Source organism: Formivibrio sp. oc-25, from assembly GCF_055810895.1.
Map to the genome: position 1 here is coordinate 19413 of NZ_JBVVOL010000016.1, position 22259 is coordinate 41671.

Annotated in this window: 21 protein-coding genes; 4 read left to right on the forward strand and 17 right to left on the reverse strand. The window is 49.7% G+C overall.

The window, feature by feature from the left end; translation table 11 throughout:
• Positions 1-150 precede the first annotated feature (150 nt).
• Both AC0KVQ_RS11375 and AC0KVQ_RS11380 read left to right on the forward strand, forming a co-directional pair.
• The gene (locus tag AC0KVQ_RS11375) at positions 151-438 is read left to right on the forward strand and encodes a hypothetical protein (protein ID WP_473421277.1); all 288 of its coding nucleotides are present in this window, start codon (positions 151-153) and stop codon (positions 436-438) included.
• A 121-nt stretch (positions 439-559) separates the two neighbouring features.
• A complete protein-coding gene (locus tag AC0KVQ_RS11380; RefSeq protein WP_473421318.1) occupies positions 560-1030 on the forward strand; it encodes a YehS family protein in 471 nt (156 codons plus the stop codon).
• 60 nt (positions 1031-1090) lie between these two features.
• On the opposite strand, the gene AC0KVQ_RS11385 is transcribed toward AC0KVQ_RS11380, so the two are convergent.
• On the reverse strand, positions 1091-1567 hold the full coding sequence (locus AC0KVQ_RS11385; protein ID WP_473421278.1) for a NanQ anomerase/TabA/YiaL family protein: 477 nt from the start codon (positions 1565-1567) through the stop codon (positions 1091-1093).
• A 175-nt stretch (positions 1568-1742) separates the two neighbouring features.
• On the opposite strand from AC0KVQ_RS11385, the gene AC0KVQ_RS11390 reads away from it, so the two are divergent.
• Both AC0KVQ_RS11390 and AC0KVQ_RS11395 read left to right on the forward strand, forming a co-directional pair.
• Complete coding sequence (locus AC0KVQ_RS11390) at positions 1743-1991, forward strand: YecH family metal-binding protein (RefSeq protein ID WP_473421279.1); 249 nt, start codon at positions 1743-1745, stop codon at positions 1989-1991.
• Between the two features lie 147 nt (positions 1992-2138).
• Positions 2139-4430 carry a penicillin-binding protein 1A gene (locus AC0KVQ_RS11395; RefSeq protein WP_473421280.1) on the forward strand — a complete coding sequence of 764 codons (2292 nt, stop codon included), beginning with the start codon at positions 2139-2141 and terminating at the stop codon, positions 4428-4430.
• A 48-nt stretch (positions 4431-4478) separates the two neighbouring features.
• Here the strand turns inward: AC0KVQ_RS11395 and AC0KVQ_RS11400 are convergent, their stop codons facing one another.
• The 16 genes from AC0KVQ_RS11400 to AC0KVQ_RS11475 all read right to left on the reverse strand — a co-directional run bounded on the left by AC0KVQ_RS11400 (position 4479) and on the right by AC0KVQ_RS11475 (position 22218).
• Positions 4479-5573, reverse strand: coding sequence for a ribonucleotide-diphosphate reductase subunit beta (locus AC0KVQ_RS11400; RefSeq protein ID WP_473421319.1), 1095 nt, complete (start codon positions 5571-5573; stop codon positions 4479-4481).
• Between the two features lie 18 nt (positions 5574-5591).
• Positions 5592-6161: a hypothetical protein gene (locus tag AC0KVQ_RS11405; RefSeq protein WP_473421281.1), complete on the reverse strand. Its 570-nt coding sequence runs from the start codon at positions 6159-6161 to the stop codon at positions 5592-5594.
• A complete protein-coding gene (locus AC0KVQ_RS11410; protein WP_473421282.1) occupies positions 6158-7198 on the reverse strand; it encodes an adenosine deaminase in 1041 nt (346 codons plus the stop codon). The genes AC0KVQ_RS11405 and AC0KVQ_RS11410 overlap by 4 nt, the downstream gene beginning before the upstream one ends.
• A gap of 263 nt (positions 7199-7461) precedes the next feature.
• The gene (locus AC0KVQ_RS11415; protein ID WP_473421283.1) at positions 7462-10314 is read right to left on the reverse strand and encodes a ribonucleoside-diphosphate reductase subunit alpha; all 2853 of its coding nucleotides are present in this window, start codon (positions 10312-10314) and stop codon (positions 7462-7464) included.
• Positions 10315-10664: 350 nt separating this feature from the next.
• Positions 10665-12044 carry a cysteine--tRNA ligase gene (gene cysS / locus AC0KVQ_RS11420; protein WP_473421284.1) on the reverse strand — a complete coding sequence of 460 codons (1380 nt, stop codon included), beginning with the start codon at positions 12042-12044 and terminating at the stop codon, positions 10665-10667.
• Positions 12045-12280: 236 nt separating this feature from the next.
• Entirely contained in the window at positions 12281-12625 is a 345-nt protein-coding gene (locus AC0KVQ_RS11425) for a HepT-like ribonuclease domain-containing protein (RefSeq protein WP_473421285.1), read from the reverse strand.
• Positions 12622-12873 carry a nucleotidyltransferase family protein gene (locus tag AC0KVQ_RS11430; protein WP_473421286.1) on the reverse strand — a complete coding sequence of 84 codons (252 nt, stop codon included), beginning with the start codon at positions 12871-12873 and terminating at the stop codon, positions 12622-12624. Before AC0KVQ_RS11430 ends, AC0KVQ_RS11425 begins: the two co-directional genes overlap by 4 nt.
• 365 nt (positions 12874-13238) lie before the next feature.
• Positions 13239-13622, reverse strand: coding sequence for a hypothetical protein (locus AC0KVQ_RS11435; RefSeq protein WP_473421287.1), 384 nt, complete (start codon positions 13620-13622; stop codon positions 13239-13241).
• 54 nt (positions 13623-13676) lie between these two features.
• A complete protein-coding gene (locus tag AC0KVQ_RS11440) occupies positions 13677-15092 on the reverse strand; it encodes a hypothetical protein (RefSeq protein ID WP_473421288.1) in 1416 nt (471 codons plus the stop codon).
• A 137-nt stretch (positions 15093-15229) separates the two neighbouring features.
• The gene (locus AC0KVQ_RS11445; RefSeq protein ID WP_473421289.1) at positions 15230-16363 is read right to left on the reverse strand and encodes an MraY family glycosyltransferase; all 1134 of its coding nucleotides are present in this window, start codon (positions 16361-16363) and stop codon (positions 15230-15232) included.
• 186 nt (positions 16364-16549) lie between these two features.
• Positions 16550-17554 carry an NAD-dependent epimerase gene (locus tag AC0KVQ_RS11450; RefSeq protein WP_473421290.1) on the reverse strand — a complete coding sequence of 335 codons (1005 nt, stop codon included), beginning with the start codon at positions 17552-17554 and terminating at the stop codon, positions 16550-16552.
• Positions 17555-17558: 4 nt separating this feature from the next.
• Complete coding sequence (locus tag AC0KVQ_RS11455) at positions 17559-18668, reverse strand: glycosyltransferase family 4 protein (RefSeq protein ID WP_473421291.1); 1110 nt, start codon at positions 18666-18668, stop codon at positions 17559-17561.
• Positions 18665-19753, reverse strand: a complete 1089-nt coding sequence (locus AC0KVQ_RS11460) for a hypothetical protein (protein WP_473421292.1) — start codon at positions 19751-19753, stop codon at positions 18665-18667. Before AC0KVQ_RS11460 ends, AC0KVQ_RS11455 begins: the two co-directional genes overlap by 4 nt.
• Positions 19746-20720, reverse strand: coding sequence for a glycosyltransferase family 2 protein (locus AC0KVQ_RS11465; RefSeq protein ID WP_473421293.1), 975 nt, complete (start codon positions 20718-20720; stop codon positions 19746-19748). Before AC0KVQ_RS11465 ends, AC0KVQ_RS11460 begins: the two co-directional genes overlap by 8 nt.
• A complete protein-coding gene (locus AC0KVQ_RS11470; RefSeq protein ID WP_473421294.1) occupies positions 20720-21871 on the reverse strand; it encodes a polysaccharide pyruvyl transferase family protein in 1152 nt (383 codons plus the stop codon). Before AC0KVQ_RS11470 ends, AC0KVQ_RS11465 begins: the two co-directional genes overlap by 1 nt.
• A complete protein-coding gene (locus tag AC0KVQ_RS11475) occupies positions 21868-22218 on the reverse strand; it encodes a DapH/DapD/GlmU-related protein (RefSeq protein WP_473421295.1) in 351 nt (116 codons plus the stop codon). The genes AC0KVQ_RS11470 and AC0KVQ_RS11475 overlap by 4 nt, the downstream gene beginning before the upstream one ends.
• Positions 22219-22259: the final 41 nt, after the last annotated feature.

A 22259-nucleotide genomic window follows, 5' to 3' on the forward strand; every position in this document is an offset into this window, starting at 1 on the left:
ACGCCTACCACGCCTTTGACGTGTTGCTTCCTGAAATTCTCCCACCACGTTTTCTTCTCGTCGTCCTTAGTCCTTATACCAGCGCCATAGAATAACGTGACAAGTCACGAATAATATATAATCGTGACTTGTCACAAAATTAGCACGAACATGAGCAAGCAGTCGATTCATACGCAAACCGCTGAGATTACAAGCCTGCCGCAGAGCAAACGTCGTGGCCGCCCGGCCATCGGGGAAAAAACCATGACTGCCGCGGAACGCAAGGCAAGATCCAGAAAAATAGCTTTTGATCGTGGGCTGCAATCGCTGAATGAGTCAGTGATGGTTCAGTTGTCCTGCCCGGTTGATATTGCAACCAGATCAAAGCTGGTTGCTTATGCGAAAGAACACGGCAAAACCGTTGGCCAAGTCATAGAATCGCTCGTTGCGTCGCTTTAGCCCTGCTCTTACGCACCCTTCAAACGCGCAGCGACTACCGTGTGCTGAGCACATACACACAACCGCACCCACGACTTCTGTATCATACTGGCCGCACCCGGCGATTACCCTCGTACCCAATATGAAAAACAACGATATCCTGCGCGGTTTGCGCTATGCGCTCAACATGAGCGATACCTCGGTATGCAAAATGATGGCTTTGACAGGCCTGCAGCAGGACAAGCAGAACATCATTGCCATGATGAAAAAGGATGATGAGCCAGGCTTTGTTGAATGCAGCGATGAAACATTGTTGGCTTATCTTGATGGTTTGATCATCGATCGGCGTGGGCCAGCGCCGGCCAGTGCGGGTGATGCGACTATGCGTCAATTCCTGGATAACAATGTTGTACTCAGAAAATTGCGCATTGCTTTAGAGCTGAAGGATGACGACATCATGGCGATTATGGAGCTGGCGGGTTTCTGTGCATCAAAACCAGAAATCAATGCGCTATTCCGTAAACCGGATCACAAGAATTTCCGAGCTTGCGGCGATCAATTCTTGCGTAATTTCCTGAAGGGTTTGAGCCTGAAAATACGTAACCAGGACTGAGAGGCTGTTGAATGAAAAAAGCTCCGAAACCGGAGCTTTTTTCATATATGTTTCAGCCAATTACAGGCCAAGCAAACTGCGGTGCACCTTGACGACCACCTTGCGGAACGGCGTCTGGTTATCGATGGCAACGCAGGGGCGATGCAGCTCGCCTGGCAGGAAAACTGCATAGCCACCGGGTTTGACATCCATGAAGAATTCGTTGGCAGGTGTCGGATAGAAAGCGATATCGTTGGATTCAAAGCGATCATCTACCGGAGCCAGATCAGCCTGCGGCAGTGCCATGCCGAACCGTTCGCATGCGCCAATCGGCAACTGGATATCGGCATAGGTGGCATGCGCTTCGCTTTTGCAGCCATCCAGCAGGCGCGGCATCGCATCCTGAACCAGATAGAAAAGCTTGTCGCCATCGATTTCATAGCGGCCTGGCTCCATGTTTGCCAGATCCTGCTTTTGCAGTTCCTCAAGGGCGCGTACCACTGCCTGCGGCAGCATCGTTTTTTGTTGGGCAACTTCCGAAAGCAATCCGAGAATCATCACAAACCCCATGCATGGTTGGAAACTCGAAGATGATACCTGCTGTCTGGTGCGAACGTAAGCACACGCGGCATGGCCTTCAATCAAGTTGGTGGCCACTTGATTGAAGGCAAAATGATTTATCCGGCTGCATGCTGTAATTGAAACCAATTTACATTACAAAGGAGAAACAATAATGGATGAACAAGCATCAATTCATGGGCATGAAGTACTGCACTTCATGCTGGAAAATCAGGATGGCTTTACCCGCGATGGCTTGATTGCTGCCATCCAGAATAAATTTGGTGTGCAGTCCCGTTTTCATACCTGCAGCGCGGCCGACATGGATGCCGCGACACTGGTCGATTTCCTGGCGGCAAAAGGCAAGTTCGTAGCACGCGGCAATGGTTTTAACACCGAACCGGACAAGATTTGCAATCACTGAACCCGCCGGGAAGTAGCAAACCATGGGCGGCTGCCCGGATAAGGCTGCGTTGATCGCAGCCTTTTTCATGCCTGGCACCGCCCTCCCCTGTACAGAGGGTGAAGTGTTATGCTGGCGCCCAAAGTACTATCCCAAAGGATAATGCGCATGCGCCTTACCGTTTTCAAGCAACGTATGATTCGATTCATCAGCTTTGCCAAAACCCGTTATTACCCGGTGATACTGGCGGCATGGGGCGTTGCGTGGAAGCGGCTCCGCCATCCAACGTGGCGTGACGTGCTTTTGCTGTGCCTGGCAATACCGGCTGCTGGCCTGCTCTATATTCTGATCCTGATCCCGTTTACCCCCGGCATTGACGACATACGCAAGGCAACTCTGGATCAGCCTGCGCAAATCCTGTTTGCTGACGGCACCAAGCTGGCCGAGTTCAAGCCTGCCAATCGCGAATGGGTAGCCCTGTCAGAAATTTCTCCAGTAGTGGTCGATGCGCTGATTTCCACTGAGGATCATCGCTTCTACGATCACCATGGCCTGGATTGGCGCCGTCTCGCATCCTCGATTTTCTTTACGCTCAGCGGTGATCGCCAGGGTGGCTCCACGATTACCCAGCAACTGGCACGCAATCTCTACCCGGATGAGATTGGCCGTTCGGCCACGATAACCCGCAAACTCAAGGAAGCGATTACGGCATTAAAAATCGAGTTTGTGCACACCAAACCGGAAATCCTCGAAACCTACCTCAACACGGTACCCTTTCTCTACAACGCCTTCGGCATCGAAATGGCCGCGCGCACGTATTTTGGTACTACCGCCAAGGATCTGGACGAACTGCAAAGCGCGACATTGGTCGGCATGCTCAAGGGCAACAGTTCTTACAATCCGGTACTGAACCCCGAGCGTTCGATTGCGCGGCGCAATACCGTTCTGGCGCAGATGGTAAAACACCAGAAGCTCGACACTGCAAAATTTGAACAACTCAAAAAGAAACCGCTGGGTATCGATTTTGAGCGACAAACCGAACCACCCGGCCCGGCTCCGCACTTTGCGCGCCAACTGCGCCAGTGGCTGATCGAATGGGCGGATCGCAACGACTACAGCGTTTATAGCGATGGTCTTGTGGTTTACACCACGCTCGATTCCCGCCTGCAATCCCAAGCGGAACAGGCCGTGATGCGCCAGGGCAGTTTGCTGCAGGGCGTGGCTGAAGATCTTTGGAGCACTCGTACTGTCTGGCAGCCGGACAACAGCCTGATCCAGGCATTTATCCGCGAATCTGCAGAATATCGCACTGCCATGGCTGCGGGGCTGTCAGCCGAACAGGCCATGCAGCAGCTGCAGCAGGATAAAGATTTCCTGCTGCGTTTAAGGGAGCAGAAAGTGCAGATCCAGGCCGGTTTCCTGGCGCTTGATCCGGCCAGTGGGCAGATCAAGGCCTGGATCGGCAGTCGAGATTTCAAAAAGGATGGCTTTGATCACGTAGAACAAGCCCGCCGCCAACCCGGCTCCACCTTCAAGCCATTTGTCTATGCCGAGGCCTTCCGTCAGGGGATGAGCCCGGAAGACACATTGATAGACCAGGTAGTCGATATTCCAGTCGGCAAGACCGAAGTATGGCGGCCGACTGACGACAAGCCCGCCACAGGTCGACCTTGGCGTTTGCGCAGCGGCCTGATCCATTCAAGGAACACCATCACGGCGCAGCTGATGCAGCAGGTCGGCCCGGAAAAGGTGGCGGAGCTGGCCAAGGCCATGGGTATACGCCAAAGCGCACTGGAAGCAGTACCTTCGCTGGCACTGGGTACCAGCCCGGTCACCCTGAAAGAAATGGTGGCGGCTTACGGCACCATCGCCAACAGCGGCAACTATCTGGAGCCTATCGCAGTTTTGCGTATTGAGGATAAAACCGGCAAGGTATTACAGGAGTTTTCTACCGCAAAACCGGAACGCGCCCTCCCCACCGACATCAATTACACATTGCTCGATGTGATGCGTGGCGTGGTTGATACCGGAACGGGCGTTGATATCCGGACACGCTATGGTATTCGCGCCGATGTGGCAGGCAAGACCGGCACCACCCAGGATAATGCGGACGGCTGGTTTATCCTGATGCATCCACAACTGGTTGCCGGCGCATGGGTTGGCTTCAATGATAGCCGCATCACCCTGCGCAGTGATTACTGGGGCCTGGGCGCACGCAGTGCTTTGCCAATTGTGGGCGATTTTTTCCGGCAGGCGCTGAACCGCCAGCTTATCGATGCTCAGGCTCGCTTCCTGGCTCCGGACGGAACAAGCAAGCCACTGCCTGCGCTGGATAAAGCTCCGGTGCAGGAGGATGCCTCATCGGTCGAGATGCAAAATGCTGTCGAGCAAACCGCTTCTGCACCAGATGCAGGGATCAGTGAATCACCCGGACCGGTTTCGGCATCAAGCGCCGAATAAAACAAAGCCGCGCGAATGCGCGGCTTTGTTTTCCCCAATACGCCAGCATCAATCCCAGTTCAATGCACCACCGGATTGATATTCGGTAACGCGCGTCTCGAAGAAGTTCTTTTCCTTCTTCAAATCGATCATTTCACTCATCCACGGGAATGGATTGGTCACGCCGGGGAATAGGGGTTCCAGGCCGATCTGTTGCAAGCGACGGTTAGCAATGAAGCGCAGGTATTCCTTGAACTGTGCCGCGTTCAGGCCCAGCACGCCGCGCGGCATGGTGTCCTCGGCGTAGGCGTATTCCAGCTCGACGGCCTGCTGGAACAGGCCATAAAGTTCAGCCTTGAATTCCTCGGTCCACAACTGCGGGTTTTCCAGCTTGATGGTATTGATCAGGTCGATACCGAAATTGCAATGCATCGACTCATCGCGCAGGATGTACTGGTATTGCTCGGCCGCCCCCGTCATCTTGTTCTGCCGTCCCAGAGCCAGGATCTGGACGAAACCGACATAGAAGAACAGGCCTTCCATAATGCAGGCGAACACGATGATCGAGCGCAGCAGTTGCTGATCGGTTTGCAGGGTGCCCGTCTTGAATTCCGGATTAGTGAGCACATCGATAAACGGAATCAGGAATTCATCCTTGTCGCGGATCGACTTGATTTCGTGATAGGCGTTGAAAATCTCGCCCTCATCCAGCCCCAAGGATTCGACAATGTATTGGTAGGCATGGGTATGGATCGCTTCTTCAAACGCCTGACGCAACAGGAACTGACGGCATTCCGGCGCGGTGATCTGGCGGTAGGTGCCCAATACGATGTTGTTGGCAGCCAGACTATCCGCAGTCACAAAGAAGCCGAGGTTGCGTTTCACCAGCCGACGCTCGTCCTCGGTCAGACCGTTCGGATTTTTCCAGAGCTCGATATCGCGCTGCATGTTCACTTCCTGCGGCATCCAGTGGTTGGCGCAGGTAGCTAGGTATTTCTCCCAAGCCCATTTGTACTTGAAAGGAACCAGCTGGTTGACATCGGTAGCGCCATTGATGATGCGCTTGTCCACAACATTAACGCGACCGGTTGAGGCGGCGACCATGGATCCATCAGCGTGCTCGGTGGTCGGCGCTGCGATGGTGTCGTCGTCAAAGCTGAGCATGGTCATGATTCTCCTTGATTATTGCTTGTTGGTATTGAGCTGCGGATACAGCACAGAAATATTGGAAAAATCCTTTACGCCTCGGCGCACGGATAATTCGTTGAAATCACGCCGGCGGGTATCCGAGCGTTGGTAACTTGGCTGGAAATTGAGCGAGATGTGGTAATCGCCCAGATAAATCACCTGCCCTGCCGCCAGATCGAACTCCTCTTTCAGCGCGAAACGGTGATGGCGGCGGAAACTCATCCAGGAGAAACCATCATCGACCCAACTGCCATAAATCTCGCTGACCCGATAATGCCCAGCAGGCAATGCCACCACGTGCAGTTTGCCGATACCATCTGGCTCGTTGCCCGGTGCCCACACCCGGTGCATCAGGCTCTCGGATTCCAGTAGTAAGCGGCCAGCCGGGCCATCGATCTGGATGCCGGCGTCGGCATGATCGTGATCGAGCGAATCCAGGGTTACGGCTGCGATCACATACCCCTGCCCTGCCGGCGGCACGAGTTTGCCGCTTTCGATTTGCAGCGGCGCGGCACAGGCTGTCAGCAGCAGCGCTGACAAACAGACTAGCCATTTACGCATCATGCCACCCCCATGCTCTTGCCCCAGGCCAGGGCAACCCGTCCGACTTCATTCTGCCAGCGCGTTTTATCCTCATCGCGTAACCAGCTGGCTTCGAAGCTGTTCAGAACCAGCTTCACTACGTCATCATCGTTCAGGTTCAGTGCACTGCGGCAAGCCAGGAAATTATCATTCAGGTAACCGCCAAAATAAGCCGGATCATCTGAATTAAGCGTAATGCACAGACCTTCGCGCAACAGATCCTGCAGGTTATGCGCGTCCAGACGGGTAACCACCTTCAGTTTCAGGTTGGAGAGCGGACATACTGTCAGCGGCACTTTGTCGTGCGCCAACCGTTGCACCAATGCCGGCTCTTCACTGCAACGCACGCCATGATCAATACGTTTCACATGCAGGATATCCAGCGCGTCCTCGATATAACTGGCTGGGCCTTCCTCGCCCGCATGTGCCACTGCAGGCAGGCCGAGCGATTGGCAACGGGCAAACAGGCGTGCGAATTTCGATGGCGGATTGCCTTTCTCGCCAGAATCCAGCCCCACGCCGTGAATGCGCTCCAGATAAGGCATGGCCTGATCCAGCGTGGCAAAACCATCGTCTTCCGACAGATGACGCAGGAAACACATGATCACGCGTGATGTCATGCCAAACTGCTTGTAGGCATCACTCAGCGCCTGGCAAATACCGTTGAGCACCGTTCCGAAGGCAATACCGCGGGCAGTGTGCGTTTGCGGATCAAAAAAGATCTCGGTATGCACGATATTGTCGGCATGCGCACGTTCGCAATACGCCAAGGTCAGGTCATAAAAATCCTGCTGGGTTACCAGTACACCGGCACCGGCGTAATACAAGTCGAGAAAAGACTGCAGATCCTCGAATTGGTAGGCATTTTTCAGGGCATCGACCGAGACATAGGGCAACGCCACGCCATTACGCTCGGCCAGCTTGAACATCAATTCGGGCTCAAGCGTGCCTTCTATATGAAGATGCAGTTCAGCCTTGGGCAACAGGCGTATCAGTTCATCGACGGCGGACGAGTTCATGGCTGGCTTCCTTTTGTATTGATAAAACCAGTGTAGACCCTGGCCCTCGACGTGGGTACTGGCGAAAACCAGACTAGCGGCAAGTCTGACCTCAGAATCAACCCATCAACATACCGCTTTCCCTCTCCCCTGCCCCTCTCCCGAAACGGGCGAGGGGTGGAGCAGTGGAATTTCCAGAAATAACCTTTCTCACAAGCGCTCGAAGGCCATACTTGCCCCCTCTTCCGTGTGCGGTAGGGGGCAGCCCGGATATCTTGCAAGGATTACTGGCAGGCCTCGCAATCCGGGTTATCAATCGAGCAGAACTTGGCATCGGTGGCCGGCTCAACCGACTGGGCACTTGCAGCAGTCACACCGCCGCTTACCGGCACTGCATTCAGCTCCCCGCCCCTGCCGGTCGATTTTTCGGCAGAGGTCGCCGCCAGCGTGCGCAGGTAATACGTGGTTTTCAGGCCGCGAATCCAGGCAAGTTTATAGAGCTCATCCAGTTTCTTGCCCGATGCACCGGCCATATAGATGTTCAGGCTTTGTGCCTGGTCGATCCATTTCTGTCGGCGCGAAGCAGCCTCTACCAGCCAGCTCGGGTCCATTTCAAACGCGGTGGCATAAATTTCACGCAAATCCTGCGGGATACGGTCGATCTTCGATACCGAACCATCGAAATACTTCAGATCCGAGATCATCACTTCATCCCACAAACCACGGTCTTTCAGGTCATTGACCAGGTATTCGTTGATTACCGTGAATTCGCCTGAGAGGTTCGATTTCACGAACAGGTTCTGGTAAGTCGGCTCGATCGATGCTGCAACGCCGACGATATTCGAGATCGTTGCGGTCGGGGCAATGGCCACGCAGTTGGAATTGCGCATGCCGTACAGCTTGATGCGATCGCGCAGGGCATCCCAATCCAGACGGGCGCTGTCATCGTATTCCAGATAACCGCCACGCTCATCGGCCAGAACCTTGAGCGAATCCTTCGGCAAAATACCCTTGTCCCACAGGCTGCCACGGAATGAGGAGTATGTGCCACGCTCCTGCGCCAGTTCGGTCGAGGCCCAGTAGGCGTGGTAGCAAACCTGCTCCATCGAGATATCGGCAAACTCGACAGCAGCTTGCGAGGCATACGGCACGCGCAATTTGTACAGCGCTTCCTGGAAGCCCATGATGCCCATGCCAACCGGGCGGTGCTTGAGGTTGGCATTGCGCGCCTTGCGAACCGGATAGAAGTTGATGTCGATGACGTTATCCAGCATGCGCATCGCGGTTTTAACCGTGCGCGCCAGTTTTTCGCTGTCGATCTGGCCGTTCTTGATGTGGTTGACCAAGTTCACCGAGCCCAAATTGCACACGGCGATTTCGTTATCGTTGGTGTTGAGCGTGATCTCGGTACACAGGTTGGAGCTATGCACCACGCCAACATGCTGCTGCGGGCTGCGGATATTGCATGGATCCTTGAACGTGATCCACGGGTGACCGGTTTCGAACAGCATGGTCAGGATCTTGCGCCACAAGCTCAATGCCGGCACTTTCTTGGCTATGCGCATCTCGCCGCGCGCGGCTTTCTGTTCGTAACGTGTGTAGGCGGCTTCGAATTTCTTGCCGGTGAGGTCGTGCAGGTCCGGCACTTCGGACGGGCTGAACAGGGTCCAGTCACCACCTTCCATCACGCGGCGCATGAACAGATCCGGAATCCAGTTGGCGGTATTCATGTCATGCGTACGGCGGCGATCATCGCCTGTGTTCTTGCGCAGTTCGAGGAATTCCTCGATGTCGGCATGCCAGGTTTCCAGATAAGCGCATACCGCACCCTTGCGCTTGCCACCCTGGTTCACTGCCACGGCGGTATCGTTCACCACCTTGAGGAACGGCACCACGCCTTGCGATTTGCCGTTGGTCCCCTTGATATGGCTGCCCAGCGCACGTACCGGCGTCCAGTCATTGCCCAAACCACCGGCATATTTGGAGAGCAGCGCGTTTTCCTTGATCGCCTCGAAAATACCATCCAGATCGTCAGCAACCGTGGTCAGATAGCAGCTCGACATCTGGCTGTGACGTGTACCGGAATTGAACAGCGTGGGCGTGGACGACATGAAATCGAAAGTCGAGAGCACGTTGTAGAACTCGATCGCACGCTCTTCACGGTCGGTCTCGTTCAGGGCAAGGCCCATGGCCACGCGCATGAAGAAGGTTTGCGGCAGCTCGATGCGGGTTCCATCGATATGCAGGAAATAGCGGTCGTACAGGGTTTGCAGACCCAGATAACCAAACTGGTAATCGCGTTCGAACTTCAGCGCGGCACCCAGCTTGGCCAGATCGAACTGGCCAAGTTCTTCATCGAGCAATTCAGCTTCGATGCCCTCGCGGATCAGGCGCGGGAAAGCCTCGGCATAGCGCTCGGCCATTTCTTCGTGGCTGGTTTCAACGCCCAGCACTTCGTTGCGCAAGCTATCCAGCAGCAGACGTGCCGTGACCTGGCTATAGGCCGGGTCTTTTTCGATCAGCACCCGTGCGGACAAGATCACCGACTTGCGCACCTCTTCGGCCGGCACGCCGTCGTACAGGTTTTTCAGCGTTTCATTGAGCAGAGCTTCCTGATCCGTGATGCCATCGAACCCTTGGCAGCACGAAGCAATCAGCGCTTTCAGGCGGGAGAGGTCGAGCGGGCGACGCGAGCCATCGTCGTAGACCACATTGATATCGTGATGGATTTCCGGTTCATGCCGGGCAGCGCGCTGGCGCTTATGTTCCTCGCGGTACAGCACATAAGCACGCGCCACATCATGCTCGCCCGAGCGCATCAGGGCGAGTTCCACCTGATCCTGGATATCCTCGATATGAATCGCACCGCCTTCAGGCTTTCTGCGCATCAGGGCGGTGATCACCGCTTCAGTCAGGCTAGCGATCTGGGCGCGCACACTGGCCGATGCCCCCATGCGGGCACCCTGCACGGCGATAAAGGCCTTGGACAAGGCAACACTGATTTTGGCAGGAATGAATTCTACGACCTGACCATCACGCCGGATCACCTTGTACTGGGACAAGGCTTGCGCCAGGGCTTCAAGATTGGGGTGTGATGCGACATCAGCGATGCTTGCGTTCTCCGGCGCGATATACATTGCGTGTGATCCTCTTGTGGTTTGCTGGATGCTCTAGGCACTATATGTTGTGCCTTTGAGTTTATGAATGCACAAATACTAGTGTTTTACGCATCCAAAAGCAACGAAAATTATTCCCATTCACGCAGCAATGAACAGTGGTATGGGTTGCTTCTTGGATGCCAGCCGTTCGCCCACTTTTACACAGCAGGGAAGAGTCTGCGTCTATTAAGGATTCTCCTCTCACGCATATGGGAGAGGGAGCAAATGCGGGAGAGGATCCAAGTACTCCCCTCTCCCGCTTGCGGGAGAGGGGCTGGGGGAGAGGGTGAGTTGATACTGAAGAGGAACAGAATTACCTGAAAAACCGCCTATTTCCTGCGCCAGGTAGTACCTTGCGGGCCATCTTCCAGCACGATTCCGGCTTCATCCAGTTCCTTGCGGATGCGGTCTGATTCGGCAAAATTCTTTGCGGTGCGCGCTTCGCGACGGGCGACGATCATCGCCTCGATCTGTTCGGCAGAAAGATCTCCATCCGCAACCGGCGTACCCGATTGCAGGAAGTCGACAGGATCGCGCTCCAGCAAACCCAGCACATTGCCGAGTTGCTTCAAAAGCAATGCAGCCTGCGGATCACGGCTCTTGTTCACTTCGCCAACCAGATCGAACAGCACGGCCACAGCTTCCGGAGTATTGAAATCATCATCCATCGCGGCTTTGAAACGTGCAGCAAACGGATTGGACCAGTCGATCGTACCAGCCCCGGGCAGTTCGATACCCTTGAGTGCGGTATAGAGACGAGTCAGCCCCTGGCGAGCCTCTTCCACCAGTGTATCGGCGAAATTGATCGGGCTGCGGTAATGCGCGCGCACGATAAAGAAACGTACCACTTCGCCATCGAAGTGCTTGAACACATCGCGGATCGTGAAAAAATTGCCCAGTGACTTGGACATTTTCTCGCCATCCACCTGCACGAAACCGTTATGCATCCAGTAGTTCACATAGGCATGGTTATGCGCGCCTTCGGATTGGGCGATTTCGTTTTCGTGGTGAGGAAATTGCAGATCAGCTCCGCCGCCGTGAATATCAAAATGCTCGCCAAGGTGGTGGCAACTCATCGCGGAACATTCGATATGCCAACCCGGACGACCACGGCCCCACGGCGAATCCCAGTATGGCTCACCCGGCTTGGCAGCCTTCCACAACACGAAATCGAGCGGATCACGCTTGAATTCATCCACCGCCACCCGCTCGCCGGCACGCAGGTCTTCCAGCGATTTACCGGAGAGTTTGCCGTAGCCTGGGAATTCGCGCACGGCGTAATAGACATCGCCATTGGCGGCAGGATAAGCGCGGCCATTGGCGATCAGCTTGCCGATCAGTTCGTGCATGCCGTGGATATGCTCAGTCGCGCGCGGCTCGAAAGTGGGCGGCAACAGATTCAGCGCTGCACAATCTTCATGCATGAAGCGGATGGTGCGCACAGTAAGCGCATCGATCGGCTCGCCATTTTCAGCAGCGCGCTTGATGATCTTGTCATCGATGTCAGTGATATTGCGCACGAAGGTCACATCGTAACCGGACGCCTTGAACCAGCGGTAAACCACATCGAACGAGCTCAGCATGCGGGCATGGCCAACGTGGCACAGGTCGTAGACTGTCATGCCGCACACATACATGCGCACCTTGCCGGCTTCGATGGGACGGAATTCCTGTTTTTCACGGGCGAGCGTGTTGTAGACGGTAAGCATGGTCTGGTAGGCAAAAGGTAAAGAGAGAGATTGTACCAAAGGCACCAAGCAGGGCACACACGCAAAAATGCTGCCAAGGCAATCGCCTACCCTACCCCACACAATCTCCGCAGGACGGACTTCAGTCCGTGAACACCAGCATTTTGCAATTTCCAGTGATGACGGGTTAAAACCCGCCCAACAGCGCAGTGGCGACGTGGTGACAAGCTCAAACATTTCAAGGCTGGATCAGTAGATCAACTTCGCATGCCATCCAAACAACGGCACAGCTCTGGCAGCGCGATTTGCACGGTATCCCAGACCACATCCAGGTTGATATCGAAGTAGCCGTGAGCAATGCGATTACGCATACCGCGCATGCTGCGCCAAGGGATCTCTGCATGATCCTGTGCAAAATCAGCATACCCATCCATCACTTTCGTTGCAGCCTCTCCGATTATGATGAGGCTCATGATAACGGCTTGCTGCGTGCGCTTATCTGCGAGGAAGTCGTCTTTGCTCAACCCGTCAACAAAATCGCATGCATTGACCGCAGCCTGATACATATGATCCAGGTAATCGGGTAGCCGATTCTCACTCATACAGGCTTGGCCTCCGCCAGAACCTTGGCACGAAACTTTGCTGGCAAATCAGCTGGAGTCAATAAATCGACGTGAACCCCAAGTAAGGACTCCAGTTCATCTTGCAGCCCCCCCAGATCGAACAATGTAGCGCCTGGCAAAGCATCGACAAGCAAATCCAGATCACTGCCATCCTGATCGGTGCCATACAGTGTTGATCCAAAAATGCGTGGATTTGCGGCATGAAAACGACTGGTAGCCTCAAGCACTACCTTTCGGTTCATTTCGAGCGCAACAGATGGTCGCATGAAGTGCCCCCTTTGAAACCAGACTTGGTCTGATAGTAAGCAGCCAAAATTTGAAATTCAAGGTGCGTGTCGCAGAGCGCAACGAACAACGCGAATAGATCAATATCTCCGCCGTAGGACGGACTTCAGTCCGTCAGCACCAGCATTTTGCGATTTCCAGTGATGACGGGTTAAAACCTGTCCTACGGCGCGAAGGCAAATCCGGCCACGGAAATTCAAATCTTTCTATCCAGAAATGGCCCCCTCTGTCGTCATACCGGCGAAGGCCGGTATTCAGCAACAAAGCTACGTCGAACCTCAGGGAATTCAAACACTACAAGGCCGGATCAATCATTGATTTGCGCCGTCAGATATTCTTTGATTGCAGCTGCTGTTCGCCCCAGCATCGGTACCACTTCATGTGCCATATGCAGCGCCTGCAGAAAATCTGAAGCAGAGGTCTGGCATTCATACACCATGCTATTACGTAAATTGCGGGCGGCCAAGCACTCACGGGCAGACCAAAGCACCCCCAACTTTTCTGCTCGGTTAAGGTTATCAAGTGCGCTACCCGTTTTTTCCGCCAAGGCGCGAAGCATGGCCGGGATCAATTTATCGCCAATATTGTCTTGCAGGCGTACAAAGCGGGATACAAATGCCTCAAGTGTTTCAGAAGCCGCATCATCTTGCAGATTGCTCAGCCAGCATTGATCAATCTTGTTAGCGAACAAGCGGGCATTCCCCAAACCAACCGCCCCATGCGAATCCATGATCAATACGGCAAATCACCTCACCGGCAAGCCAAACGCATACCCCAGCGAAATATCATAAACCGTACTGTTCAGGCCGCTCTTCAAGGCCTTGACCTTGCCTACGCCTGCACGCAGATTCCAGCCCTTGCCAATTTCCTGCTTGAGGTAAACCATGGGCTGCACGATGGCGCCGCCGTTGGTATACACCCCGCCGCCGCCCGATGCGCCGATCATCATTTCCGCACCGCCAGAAAGCCCGAACGACGTTTTCGGCGTTTTCCAGCCAGCGCCGAACAAGCCCACCGAATAACCGCCCGCTTTGCCTGCCATGGCGCTATGTGCCTGGCCGGAAAGGTAAATACCGTAACCCAGATCCCGATCCATCTTGAAGCCGATGGTATCCAGATCCCGCTTGGAACCATCGCGCCGAATCGCCGCAGCATAACGCTGCACAGCGCCGGACCACTCCCAGCCCTGAATGGTGCTGGTGGCATCCAGATTATTCTGGAAAGCCGGCCTATCTAGAACCAGGCCCACGCCTACCAAACCATAATTGGCCTTGAATTCGCCATCCAGCATGCGGGCATGGCCGGCTTCGGCCATCAGATACACATTGCGGGTAAGCGATAAAGTGCCATACAGCGCCGCCTTGGCCAGAGCGCCCCCGCCAGCATTGATATTGCCGCCACCGCCCATACCAAAACTGCCGCGCATCCCGGCATGCACACGGCCGCCGAACAGCGGAACCTCCTTGCCCAAAGTGCCCAGCACTTCGGCATAACCATCTGCACCGCCCTTGCCAGCCCCGGCCGCCTGCACCCCCCAGACCCAGCCATCTTTCAGGAACTGTTCGGCATGGAAACCGGCAAAACCGACGGTTGCAGTGGTAGGCGTACCGGTATTATCCAGCGTGCCGGTTGATGGCTTATACGCACCCACCTGCACCCCGATCTTGTCGAAGCCCATGCCGCCACGCTGGCGGAAAGGAATGGTCTGGCCGTTTTGATCAGCCGAGGCATGGATGAAATCGGTATCCATCGAAATCACCGCCCCGATCTGGTTGCTTTTGATCGAGCCATTGGGAAAGCGCACTGACGAGGCGGAAATACCGGCCCTCACCGAACCAAAATCCCACAGCAAATCGATATGCGGACGCAGCATCAAACCACCGCCCACGGAAGCAGCCGCGCCACCGCCCCCACCTCCAACATAAAAACCTGTTTCGACACCCAGCTGATCAGTCAGCGGAATCCGGTAAGCCGCTTCAAATCCACCGGTAAAAAAACCGCCGCGCTGTCCGGTCATCGCCCCGTAGGCGGCAGGGCCTACATAGAAATTGGGCAAAGCTTCCAGCAGGTACGTGCCCCCAACCATACCCATCTTCTCATTGCCGGGGAGCTTGATCTCTTCGAAACCCAGGCGGAAAGAGGCTGGGCGGGTGTTTAGCATCAATGGATCATCCGATGCATGGATTACCCCTGAAACAGTCAAAAAACCCAACACGAGAACTGAGCGCATGAAAATCCTTGATTTCTGAAAATCAGAAAGGTGGCCTGTGCCACCCTATCGATCACCATCTAACAAATTTACTTTCTTTTGGAAGATATCCACCATGCAAAAACAGGGGGGCGCTTACGCACCAAAAGACGCGGCGCATGAAATCGAACAAGAGCCCTGTAAAGCAATATATAAATCACTGCAAAACCCACAGTGCATACTTGCAAAAGAATCTGGTTTTCCCAAAACAGCAGAGCAGGAATTATAGACAGCGAGCACAGCAACCACATATAGGGTGCAGTCATGGAATTGCGCATTGTTTTTTCATCGGCACATCTACTGCCCACAGCCCACCGCACCAAGCGCATATATACCATCTGGTGCATGTGAACAGCATCCGGCAAGCCTGGCGATGATTTGCGAACAACCATACGCCGATAAATAGTAAAAAGAGTTTCAAATACAGGATAAAAAACCAACAGCAACGGGAGCCAGGTACTAACCTGTGGATTACGCACAAGCAACAGGACTGAAAGCTCCCCAATCATAAATCCAATCAGATAGGCACCACCATCACCCAAAAATATAGATCCACGCGGATAGTTCCAGACAAAGAAACCAAGAATACTGCCAAGCATGGCAAGCGATACCGACCAGATCAGGTCATCACCCACCTGATATCCAACATAAGCCAAGGCGGCAAATATCATTGCAGAGACCATGCTTGCCAAGCCATTGTAACCATCAATCAAATTGATAGAGTTCGCAACACCTGCCACAGCAAAACATGTAAAAACAAAGCTGATTGGAGCAAAAGCCATGACTATATCAAGCAGAGGCGTATCAACATCTCGCAAACCTGCCTTCAAAAACCAGAACCCCAAAGCAGCAGAGAGCGCGGTGAATGCCAATCGATGCATAACACCGACTCTCTTTGTCAAATCCTCAACCAGACCACCAGCGAAAGCTGGTATCGCGCACAAAATAATAATACTGGCAGCAGTGTAAATATGCTTTGGTAAGTAAAATGATGTAAAAACTACTGTTATGAAAAGCCCCAGCATTAATGAAACGCCACCCACACGTGGAGTAGGACGGCTGTGGAATTTTTGCACACCACTCATATCATGATCGGCGGTAAAGCGCGCATGTATATGATTAAAACGAACAACAAGCAGTGTAACCAACCAAGAAACAAGGAATCCTACAAATAGGTAGCTCATGGAGTGATCCAATTATTAGTTAGCAAGTCTCTTTGACTCGCTTTAGCAGACCAGTGAAAAACCACGCATCACCCATCTCATGTTGACTATCTCCATACCTTTTCGCCAGTATGTTAATAAAAAAAATGGTGTGATAAGGCTTAAACCAACCTTGTCACACACTCTGTCGATACCAGAAATAAATTTCTAGCCGTAGTAATTTCTATACCAATCCACAAAGCGGTTTACGCCCTCTTGTACTGCAACCTGAGGACGATAACCGGTAGCCGCAAAAAAATCTTCCGTTTCCGCCCAAGTGGCATGAACATCCCCAGGCTGCATCGGCAGCATATTCTTGATCGCCGGACGACCAAGCGCATTTTCCAGTGCATCAATAAAATCAAGCAACATAACCGGTTGGCCATTACCGATATTGTAAACGCGATACGGCGCAGAACTGGTAGCCGGTGTTCCCTGCTCGACACGCCAGTTAGGGTTAACCTTCGGAATGACATCACTGATCCGCAGAATACCTTCAACGACATCATCAATGTAAGTAAAGTCTCGACTTAATTGTCCATTGTTATACACATCGATCGGTTTACCATCGAGAATAGCCTTAGTAAATTTGAAGAGCGCCATATCTGGGCGCCCCCAAGGTCCGTATACAGTAAAAAAACGCAATCCAGTCGATGGTATACCATATAGATGAGAATAGGTATGACTCATCAACTCATTGGCTTTTTTTGTGGATGCGTAAAGTGAAACTGGGTGATCTACACTATCTGAAGTAGAAAATGGCAGGCTAGCATTTAATCCATAAACTGAACTTGATGAGGCATAGACAATATGTTCGATACTATGATTACGACACACCTCTAATATATTAAGGTGACCAATCAGATTACTATCAGCATAGGCCATTGGATTATCGAGCGAATAACGCACTCCTGCTTGAGCAGCCAAATGAACAACACGTTTAAATTCCATACTGGAGAACAGATCCGCTATCCCAGCACGATCAGTTAAATCAATTTTTTCAAAGCGAAATCTGTTATGAGCAAGCAGTTGCGATAGTCGATCAAGCTTCAAGGACGTCGCATAGTAGTCATTAAGATTATCGATACCAACAACATCATGGCCAAGCGCCAAAAGTCGGTTACATAGGTGAAAACCAATGAAACCTGCAGCGCCAGTGACAAAATATCGCATCAAATCACCTAATCAATTTTGAATATTGCTCAAGAACAATTCGTTCATCAAAGTATTTTTCAACATATTTCCTACTGGAAATACCCATAGCAATGCGTTCTTCCCGTGATAGATTAATCATTTTAATCATAGCCATGACTAAGGCACTAACACTACGCGGCTCTACCAAAAAACCATTAACGCCATCAAGCACCACCTCCTTACAGCCAACCGAATTCGTTGTAATAAGAGGCAAACCACAGCTACCCGCCTCAAGTAAAGATCGTGGAACTCCTTCACGATAATAACTAGGCAAAACAAAACACTGTACCGAATTCAATACCTCAATCACATTATCTGTCACGCCCAAATACTCTATAACGCCATCATTTATAGCAGATTGAAAGTTCACTTCAGATATTTCAGCTGAAGTAGCTTCATACTTACCTAAAACCTTAAAGCTGACATTAGAGAACTGAGCGCCAACAATCTTAGCAGCCGCCACAAACTCAGCAATTCCTTTTTCCAGTAACAATCTAGAAGAAAAAAGAAAAGTAAATTTTTCAAACATAGGCTCACTGCTAGCACTTGCATTAAGAGGCAAAAAACGGCTTAAATCAACACCAGAACCAGGCAAAATAGATGTCAAACTTGGATTGACAATTCTTGAATTGATAAATAAATCGCGATCATCTCTATTTTGAAAGAAAACATGATAGCTTTTGCACAAGGCAGCCCTATACATCAACACAATCAGATACTTCAGCACAAATCCACTCGTGAATGCCCTTCCCAATCCAGCAATATTATTAATAACCTTGGCACCAAACAATGAAGCAATAAAACCTCCATAAATGTTAGGCTTGGCGGTATAACCTAGATAATAATCAGGCCTCAAACTTCGCATCAGGGAATAGTAAGCAGCCAATGCCCTTACATCTTCGACCAAATTAATTGAACTGGACGCCATTGGAATGCAACGAACATCAAAACCTAAATCTCGCAACCTTTCCGCATAAGCATCACGGGGAGCAACTATAACAACCGAATGATCAACCATTAACAATTTAATCAACGGTAGACGAAAATTATAAATACTCCAACAAGTATTTGATGAAAATACAATGCAACTCATCTTGACACCACACTATTATGCTTTTTCTGAAAGCCAAGCATTGAAAATATAAAAAATATAACAACAACAAAAGGATAATAACCTTCTCTATATCTTATAGCACTACCATAATTCATAACACCAAACGGGTATGTTGAAAACAATAAAATAAAATTAGAGAAAAAAACAATAGATATATAGGAAAGACGCATACGACCAGATCTAATCACTGATACTAAAAACCTAAACATAAGAGAAAACAAGCCAATAAAAATTATCAAAGACTCGACAAAAACCACAAAAACAACTGTAGATCGAGATGCCTCTGAAAATGTAGGCCCCCAAAAAGACAGGAACATACCTAAAGGTGCTTTCAGATACCAATCAGCAGGATGAACCCAAAACTCTTCGCGAGCAGCACCTGCATCTAAATCAAAGCCTCTTATTACACGAAAAACAGTTTCCCCGATTAAATCATTTAGCAAATACAAAGCTGCAAATGCAAACATAAAACCAGTAGCAGTTATTAACCAGAAACTACCCCTCCCCCCTCTCCTGCAGCCAAAAAACCATGCTGAGAAAAAAGCAACAAACACGGCAGGAAGATAATATGACTTAAAAACAAGAATAATATATAAAGAAACAACCACAAGAAAATTAGACAGCAAGACAGATGAAAAATACAGTCTAACCACTTGAGAAGCAATAACAGCCATTGCACCAGAAACAAATACCTCTTTCGATGGAACGCTTGTCCATATCAAATAACTCGGCATTGAAAAAAAAGAAAGAAAAGCCAAAAATCTCTTATTTGACAATGGAAGGCCATACATAGCCCTAAAAAAAAATATAAAGTTTATCGTAGAAAAACAAATGTACGCAGGCAACCCGCCAAACAGCCCGAGCAAGCCACCGACAAAATCCATAAATGAAGTAGAGTCAAAAAAAACATCAATAGAAAAAAACAACCCAGCATTAACATATCGATCAGCATCACCAATCTTAGTAAAAGATGAAAAAACAAAAAAAGCAAACAACGAGAAAATAATTTTCAGCACATAGTAATAAAATAAACACCTTTTCTGAAAAATATTTTCCTTAACCACTTTTCTTCACCCAAGAAAAAACAAATTTACGTTCACGAGTAAAAAAATAAACAATACTCGACAACAATCTAAGATTGGCATGAGCCATTAATTTTTTACCAATTATAAAATAAAAAACAACGTAAAAAAATTCAATTAACAAACCAAAAGCAAAAAAACCCAGAAAAACAGAAATCCCAAACAGAAGATGTGCGATAAAAGTAATAAAAAAATGAATCTGATTCCGTACAGCCGCCTTCCATGCACCATCAAGCATCGCACCAAACAGATACATCGCATAGAAGTAACCGGTTCCGCGATACTTTAAATACGAACTCAAAACAGTACCTATTTTCTTCGATTTTATATTATTGTGAATAATAAATGGAATATCCACCGAAACGATATAATATTTATTCTTCATCAGCATAGCAAGAAGACGCTGCTCTTCCCACATTATTTGTTTGGGACAGAAACCACCCGATTGAATCAGAGCATCTCGTCGCACCAACACAGCCCCCCCCATATGATTTATTTTTCTCACCCCATGGAATGAATAGAAATTTTCAGATAAAACATATGGTGTACCATTATGAGGATAAATAATCTCTTTTCTTTTACCTACCACACCCACAATATCATCGACAAACAAATTTTTCTCATCAAAAGAACACAAAAATTTCTCATCCAGCTCCATGTCTCCATCAAGAAAAAATAAGTAATCAAATTTTGAATTTATTTCCCCAACTTTTCTAGCCGCTGCAGCACTACGGTCACCCGTTAACACATAAACAGATATATCGAAACCACTAAAATTTTCAGCTATATTTATACTGTCATCAGTCGAACCACTATCTACATATATAACTTCATACTCAAAATTATTTTTTACGTAATTAAAATTATTTGCTGCAGATTCTATCGATGAAAAACATTTCCGCAGAAATCTCTCTTCATTAAGACCAATAACAATAAAACTAATATTCATTAACTCACCAAATACTCGCAATCACGATTAAAATTCAAATTGCGAAAACAGTTCATGGATCGAATATGATATTGATCACTTGGCAAAACAAAATATGACAATCCCGACATGCCAATTGAAATACAATCAACCACCAAGTCCACAGAAATTTTATCATCACTGAGACGACAAGCATCTGAGTTTAAAATCAAATCATTGAAATCCTTACACTTACGGTGATATTCAACCAAATCAAACCTCACCCCTGCCAAATACGCCACAATCCCACCATGCAATCTCGTCGTCAAGTAATAATCGACCGATGAAATGGCATCCATCGTCGCATACGGATTGACATGAGTTATCAATTCACAATCAACATCAAGAGAAAGCAACCTTTCGTATGCAAAATTACTTATAAATTCATCCCCAATCAATTCATTGGAATTCAAGCAGATTATTTTAACCTTAACATCCTTATGCGCGGAGCAATATTTCAAAACACCTTCGATCAGACAATCACAGCGTTTTGAATCGCACACCTCACCCATTTGATGGTATCTCTCATAAAAACAAAGAGACAAACCAATTACTTTCGGCGTGCCTCCATGCTTTTTTTTATTATTTTCCGCAATAAGTGGGTACAGAACACCCACCAAATCAAAATTGTTAACTGGAATATTTTTACATCCTATTTTCTTACACTCTGAAATCGACTCCTCATCGCGCACAGATAAATATTCCAACTGATCAATAAATTTTTTATAAAATATTAAATCGCACTTTCTTTTAAAAGGGCCAACAGATACACCTATAGCACAAATCTTTACCAGATTAATTCTGGCCAAAATATACTGCAACCTTCTCATCAATACAGACGTATTCGAAGAAAGAACCGAACCTCCGGCCAGTATTATATAATCATAGAGTATTGCACCCTTTATCAAAAAAAAGGCTCTAACCAGCTTAGAGAAAAAACCATCCCCAGAATACAAAGAAGACAAAAAATTCGGAACCAAGAAATTCGCCTCAACGCCATCAATTCTTGCCGAAAGAATTCCAATAGTAACATCTCGCCCTTCAAGCCCATGAATTGCAGCGATTGGAAATAAATCATCACCAAAATTCTTGAATCCGTAATAGCCAGTAAACAATACCTTCAAAGCAATCACCCCAATGATCTTATTACCCTGGAAGGATTGCCTGCAACAACACAATCCATTTCTACACTATCAGTTACGACGCTCCCAGCCCCAATTATTGAGTTGTCCCCAATAACAACACCTTTTAATATAGTCACTCCATCGCCAATAAAAACATTATTTCCGATAAATACATCAGAGCCTTTGGCATTTTTGGATGAACGATCTTTTTTTTGTGTTGTATGAAAGTCACTACTAAATATTCTAACATTCGAACCTATAAGGCAGCCCTCTCCAATAAAAATCTTTTCTTTGTTGGAAATAATAGAAATAGAGTTGTTGATAACCGTGTCTTTCAAAATGACAATCTCCGCCATATCGCATCTCGCCTCAATATACCCATAAGATGACAAGTATG

Coding starts and splice junctions, on each gene's coding strand:
- AC0KVQ_RS11375 (WP_473421277.1), top strand. CDS start 151: ATGAGCAAGCAGTCGATTCATACGCAAACCGCTGAGATTACAAGCCTG.
- AC0KVQ_RS11380 (WP_473421318.1), top strand. CDS start 560: ATGAAAAACAACGATATCCTGCGCGGTTTGCGCTATGCGCTCAACATG.
- AC0KVQ_RS11385 (WP_473421278.1), bottom strand. CDS start 1,567: ATGATTCTCGGATTGCTTTCGGAAGTTGCCCAACAAAAAACGATGCTG.
- AC0KVQ_RS11390 (WP_473421279.1), top strand. CDS start 1,743: ATGGATGAACAAGCATCAATTCATGGGCATGAAGTACTGCACTTCATG.
- AC0KVQ_RS11395 (WP_473421280.1), top strand. CDS start 2,139: ATGCGCCTTACCGTTTTCAAGCAACGTATGATTCGATTCATCAGCTTT.
- AC0KVQ_RS11400 (WP_473421319.1), bottom strand. CDS start 5,573: ATGCTCAGCTTTGACGACGACACCATCGCAGCGCCGACCACCGAGCAC.
- AC0KVQ_RS11405 (WP_473421281.1), bottom strand. CDS start 6,161: ATGATGCGTAAATGGCTAGTCTGTTTGTCAGCGCTGCTGCTGACAGCC.
- AC0KVQ_RS11410 (WP_473421282.1), bottom strand. CDS start 7,198: ATGAACTCGTCCGCCGTCGATGAACTGATACGCCTGTTGCCCAAGGCT.
- AC0KVQ_RS11415 (WP_473421283.1), bottom strand. CDS start 10,314: ATGTATATCGCGCCGGAGAACGCAAGCATCGCTGATGTCGCATCACAC.
- cysS (WP_473421284.1), bottom strand. CDS start 12,044: ATGCTTACCGTCTACAACACGCTCGCCCGTGAAAAACAGGAATTCCGT.
- AC0KVQ_RS11425 (WP_473421285.1), bottom strand. CDS start 12,625: ATGAGTGAGAATCGGCTACCCGATTACCTGGATCATATGTATCAGGCT.
- AC0KVQ_RS11440 (WP_473421288.1), bottom strand. CDS start 15,092: ATGCTAAACACCCGCCCAGCCTCTTTCCGCCTGGGTTTCGAAGAGATC.
- AC0KVQ_RS11445 (WP_473421289.1), bottom strand. CDS start 16,363: ATGAGCTACCTATTTGTAGGATTCCTTGTTTCTTGGTTGGTTACACTG.
- AC0KVQ_RS11450 (WP_473421290.1), bottom strand. CDS start 17,554: ATGCGATATTTTGTCACTGGCGCTGCAGGTTTCATTGGTTTTCACCTA.
- AC0KVQ_RS11455 (WP_473421291.1), bottom strand. CDS start 18,668: ATGAGTTGCATTGTATTTTCATCAAATACTTGTTGGAGTATTTATAAT.
- AC0KVQ_RS11465 (WP_473421293.1), bottom strand. CDS start 20,720: ATGAATATTAGTTTTATTGTTATTGGTCTTAATGAAGAGAGATTTCTG.
- AC0KVQ_RS11475 (WP_473421295.1), bottom strand. CDS start 22,218: ATGGCGGAGATTGTCATTTTGAAAGACACGGTTATCAACAACTCTATT.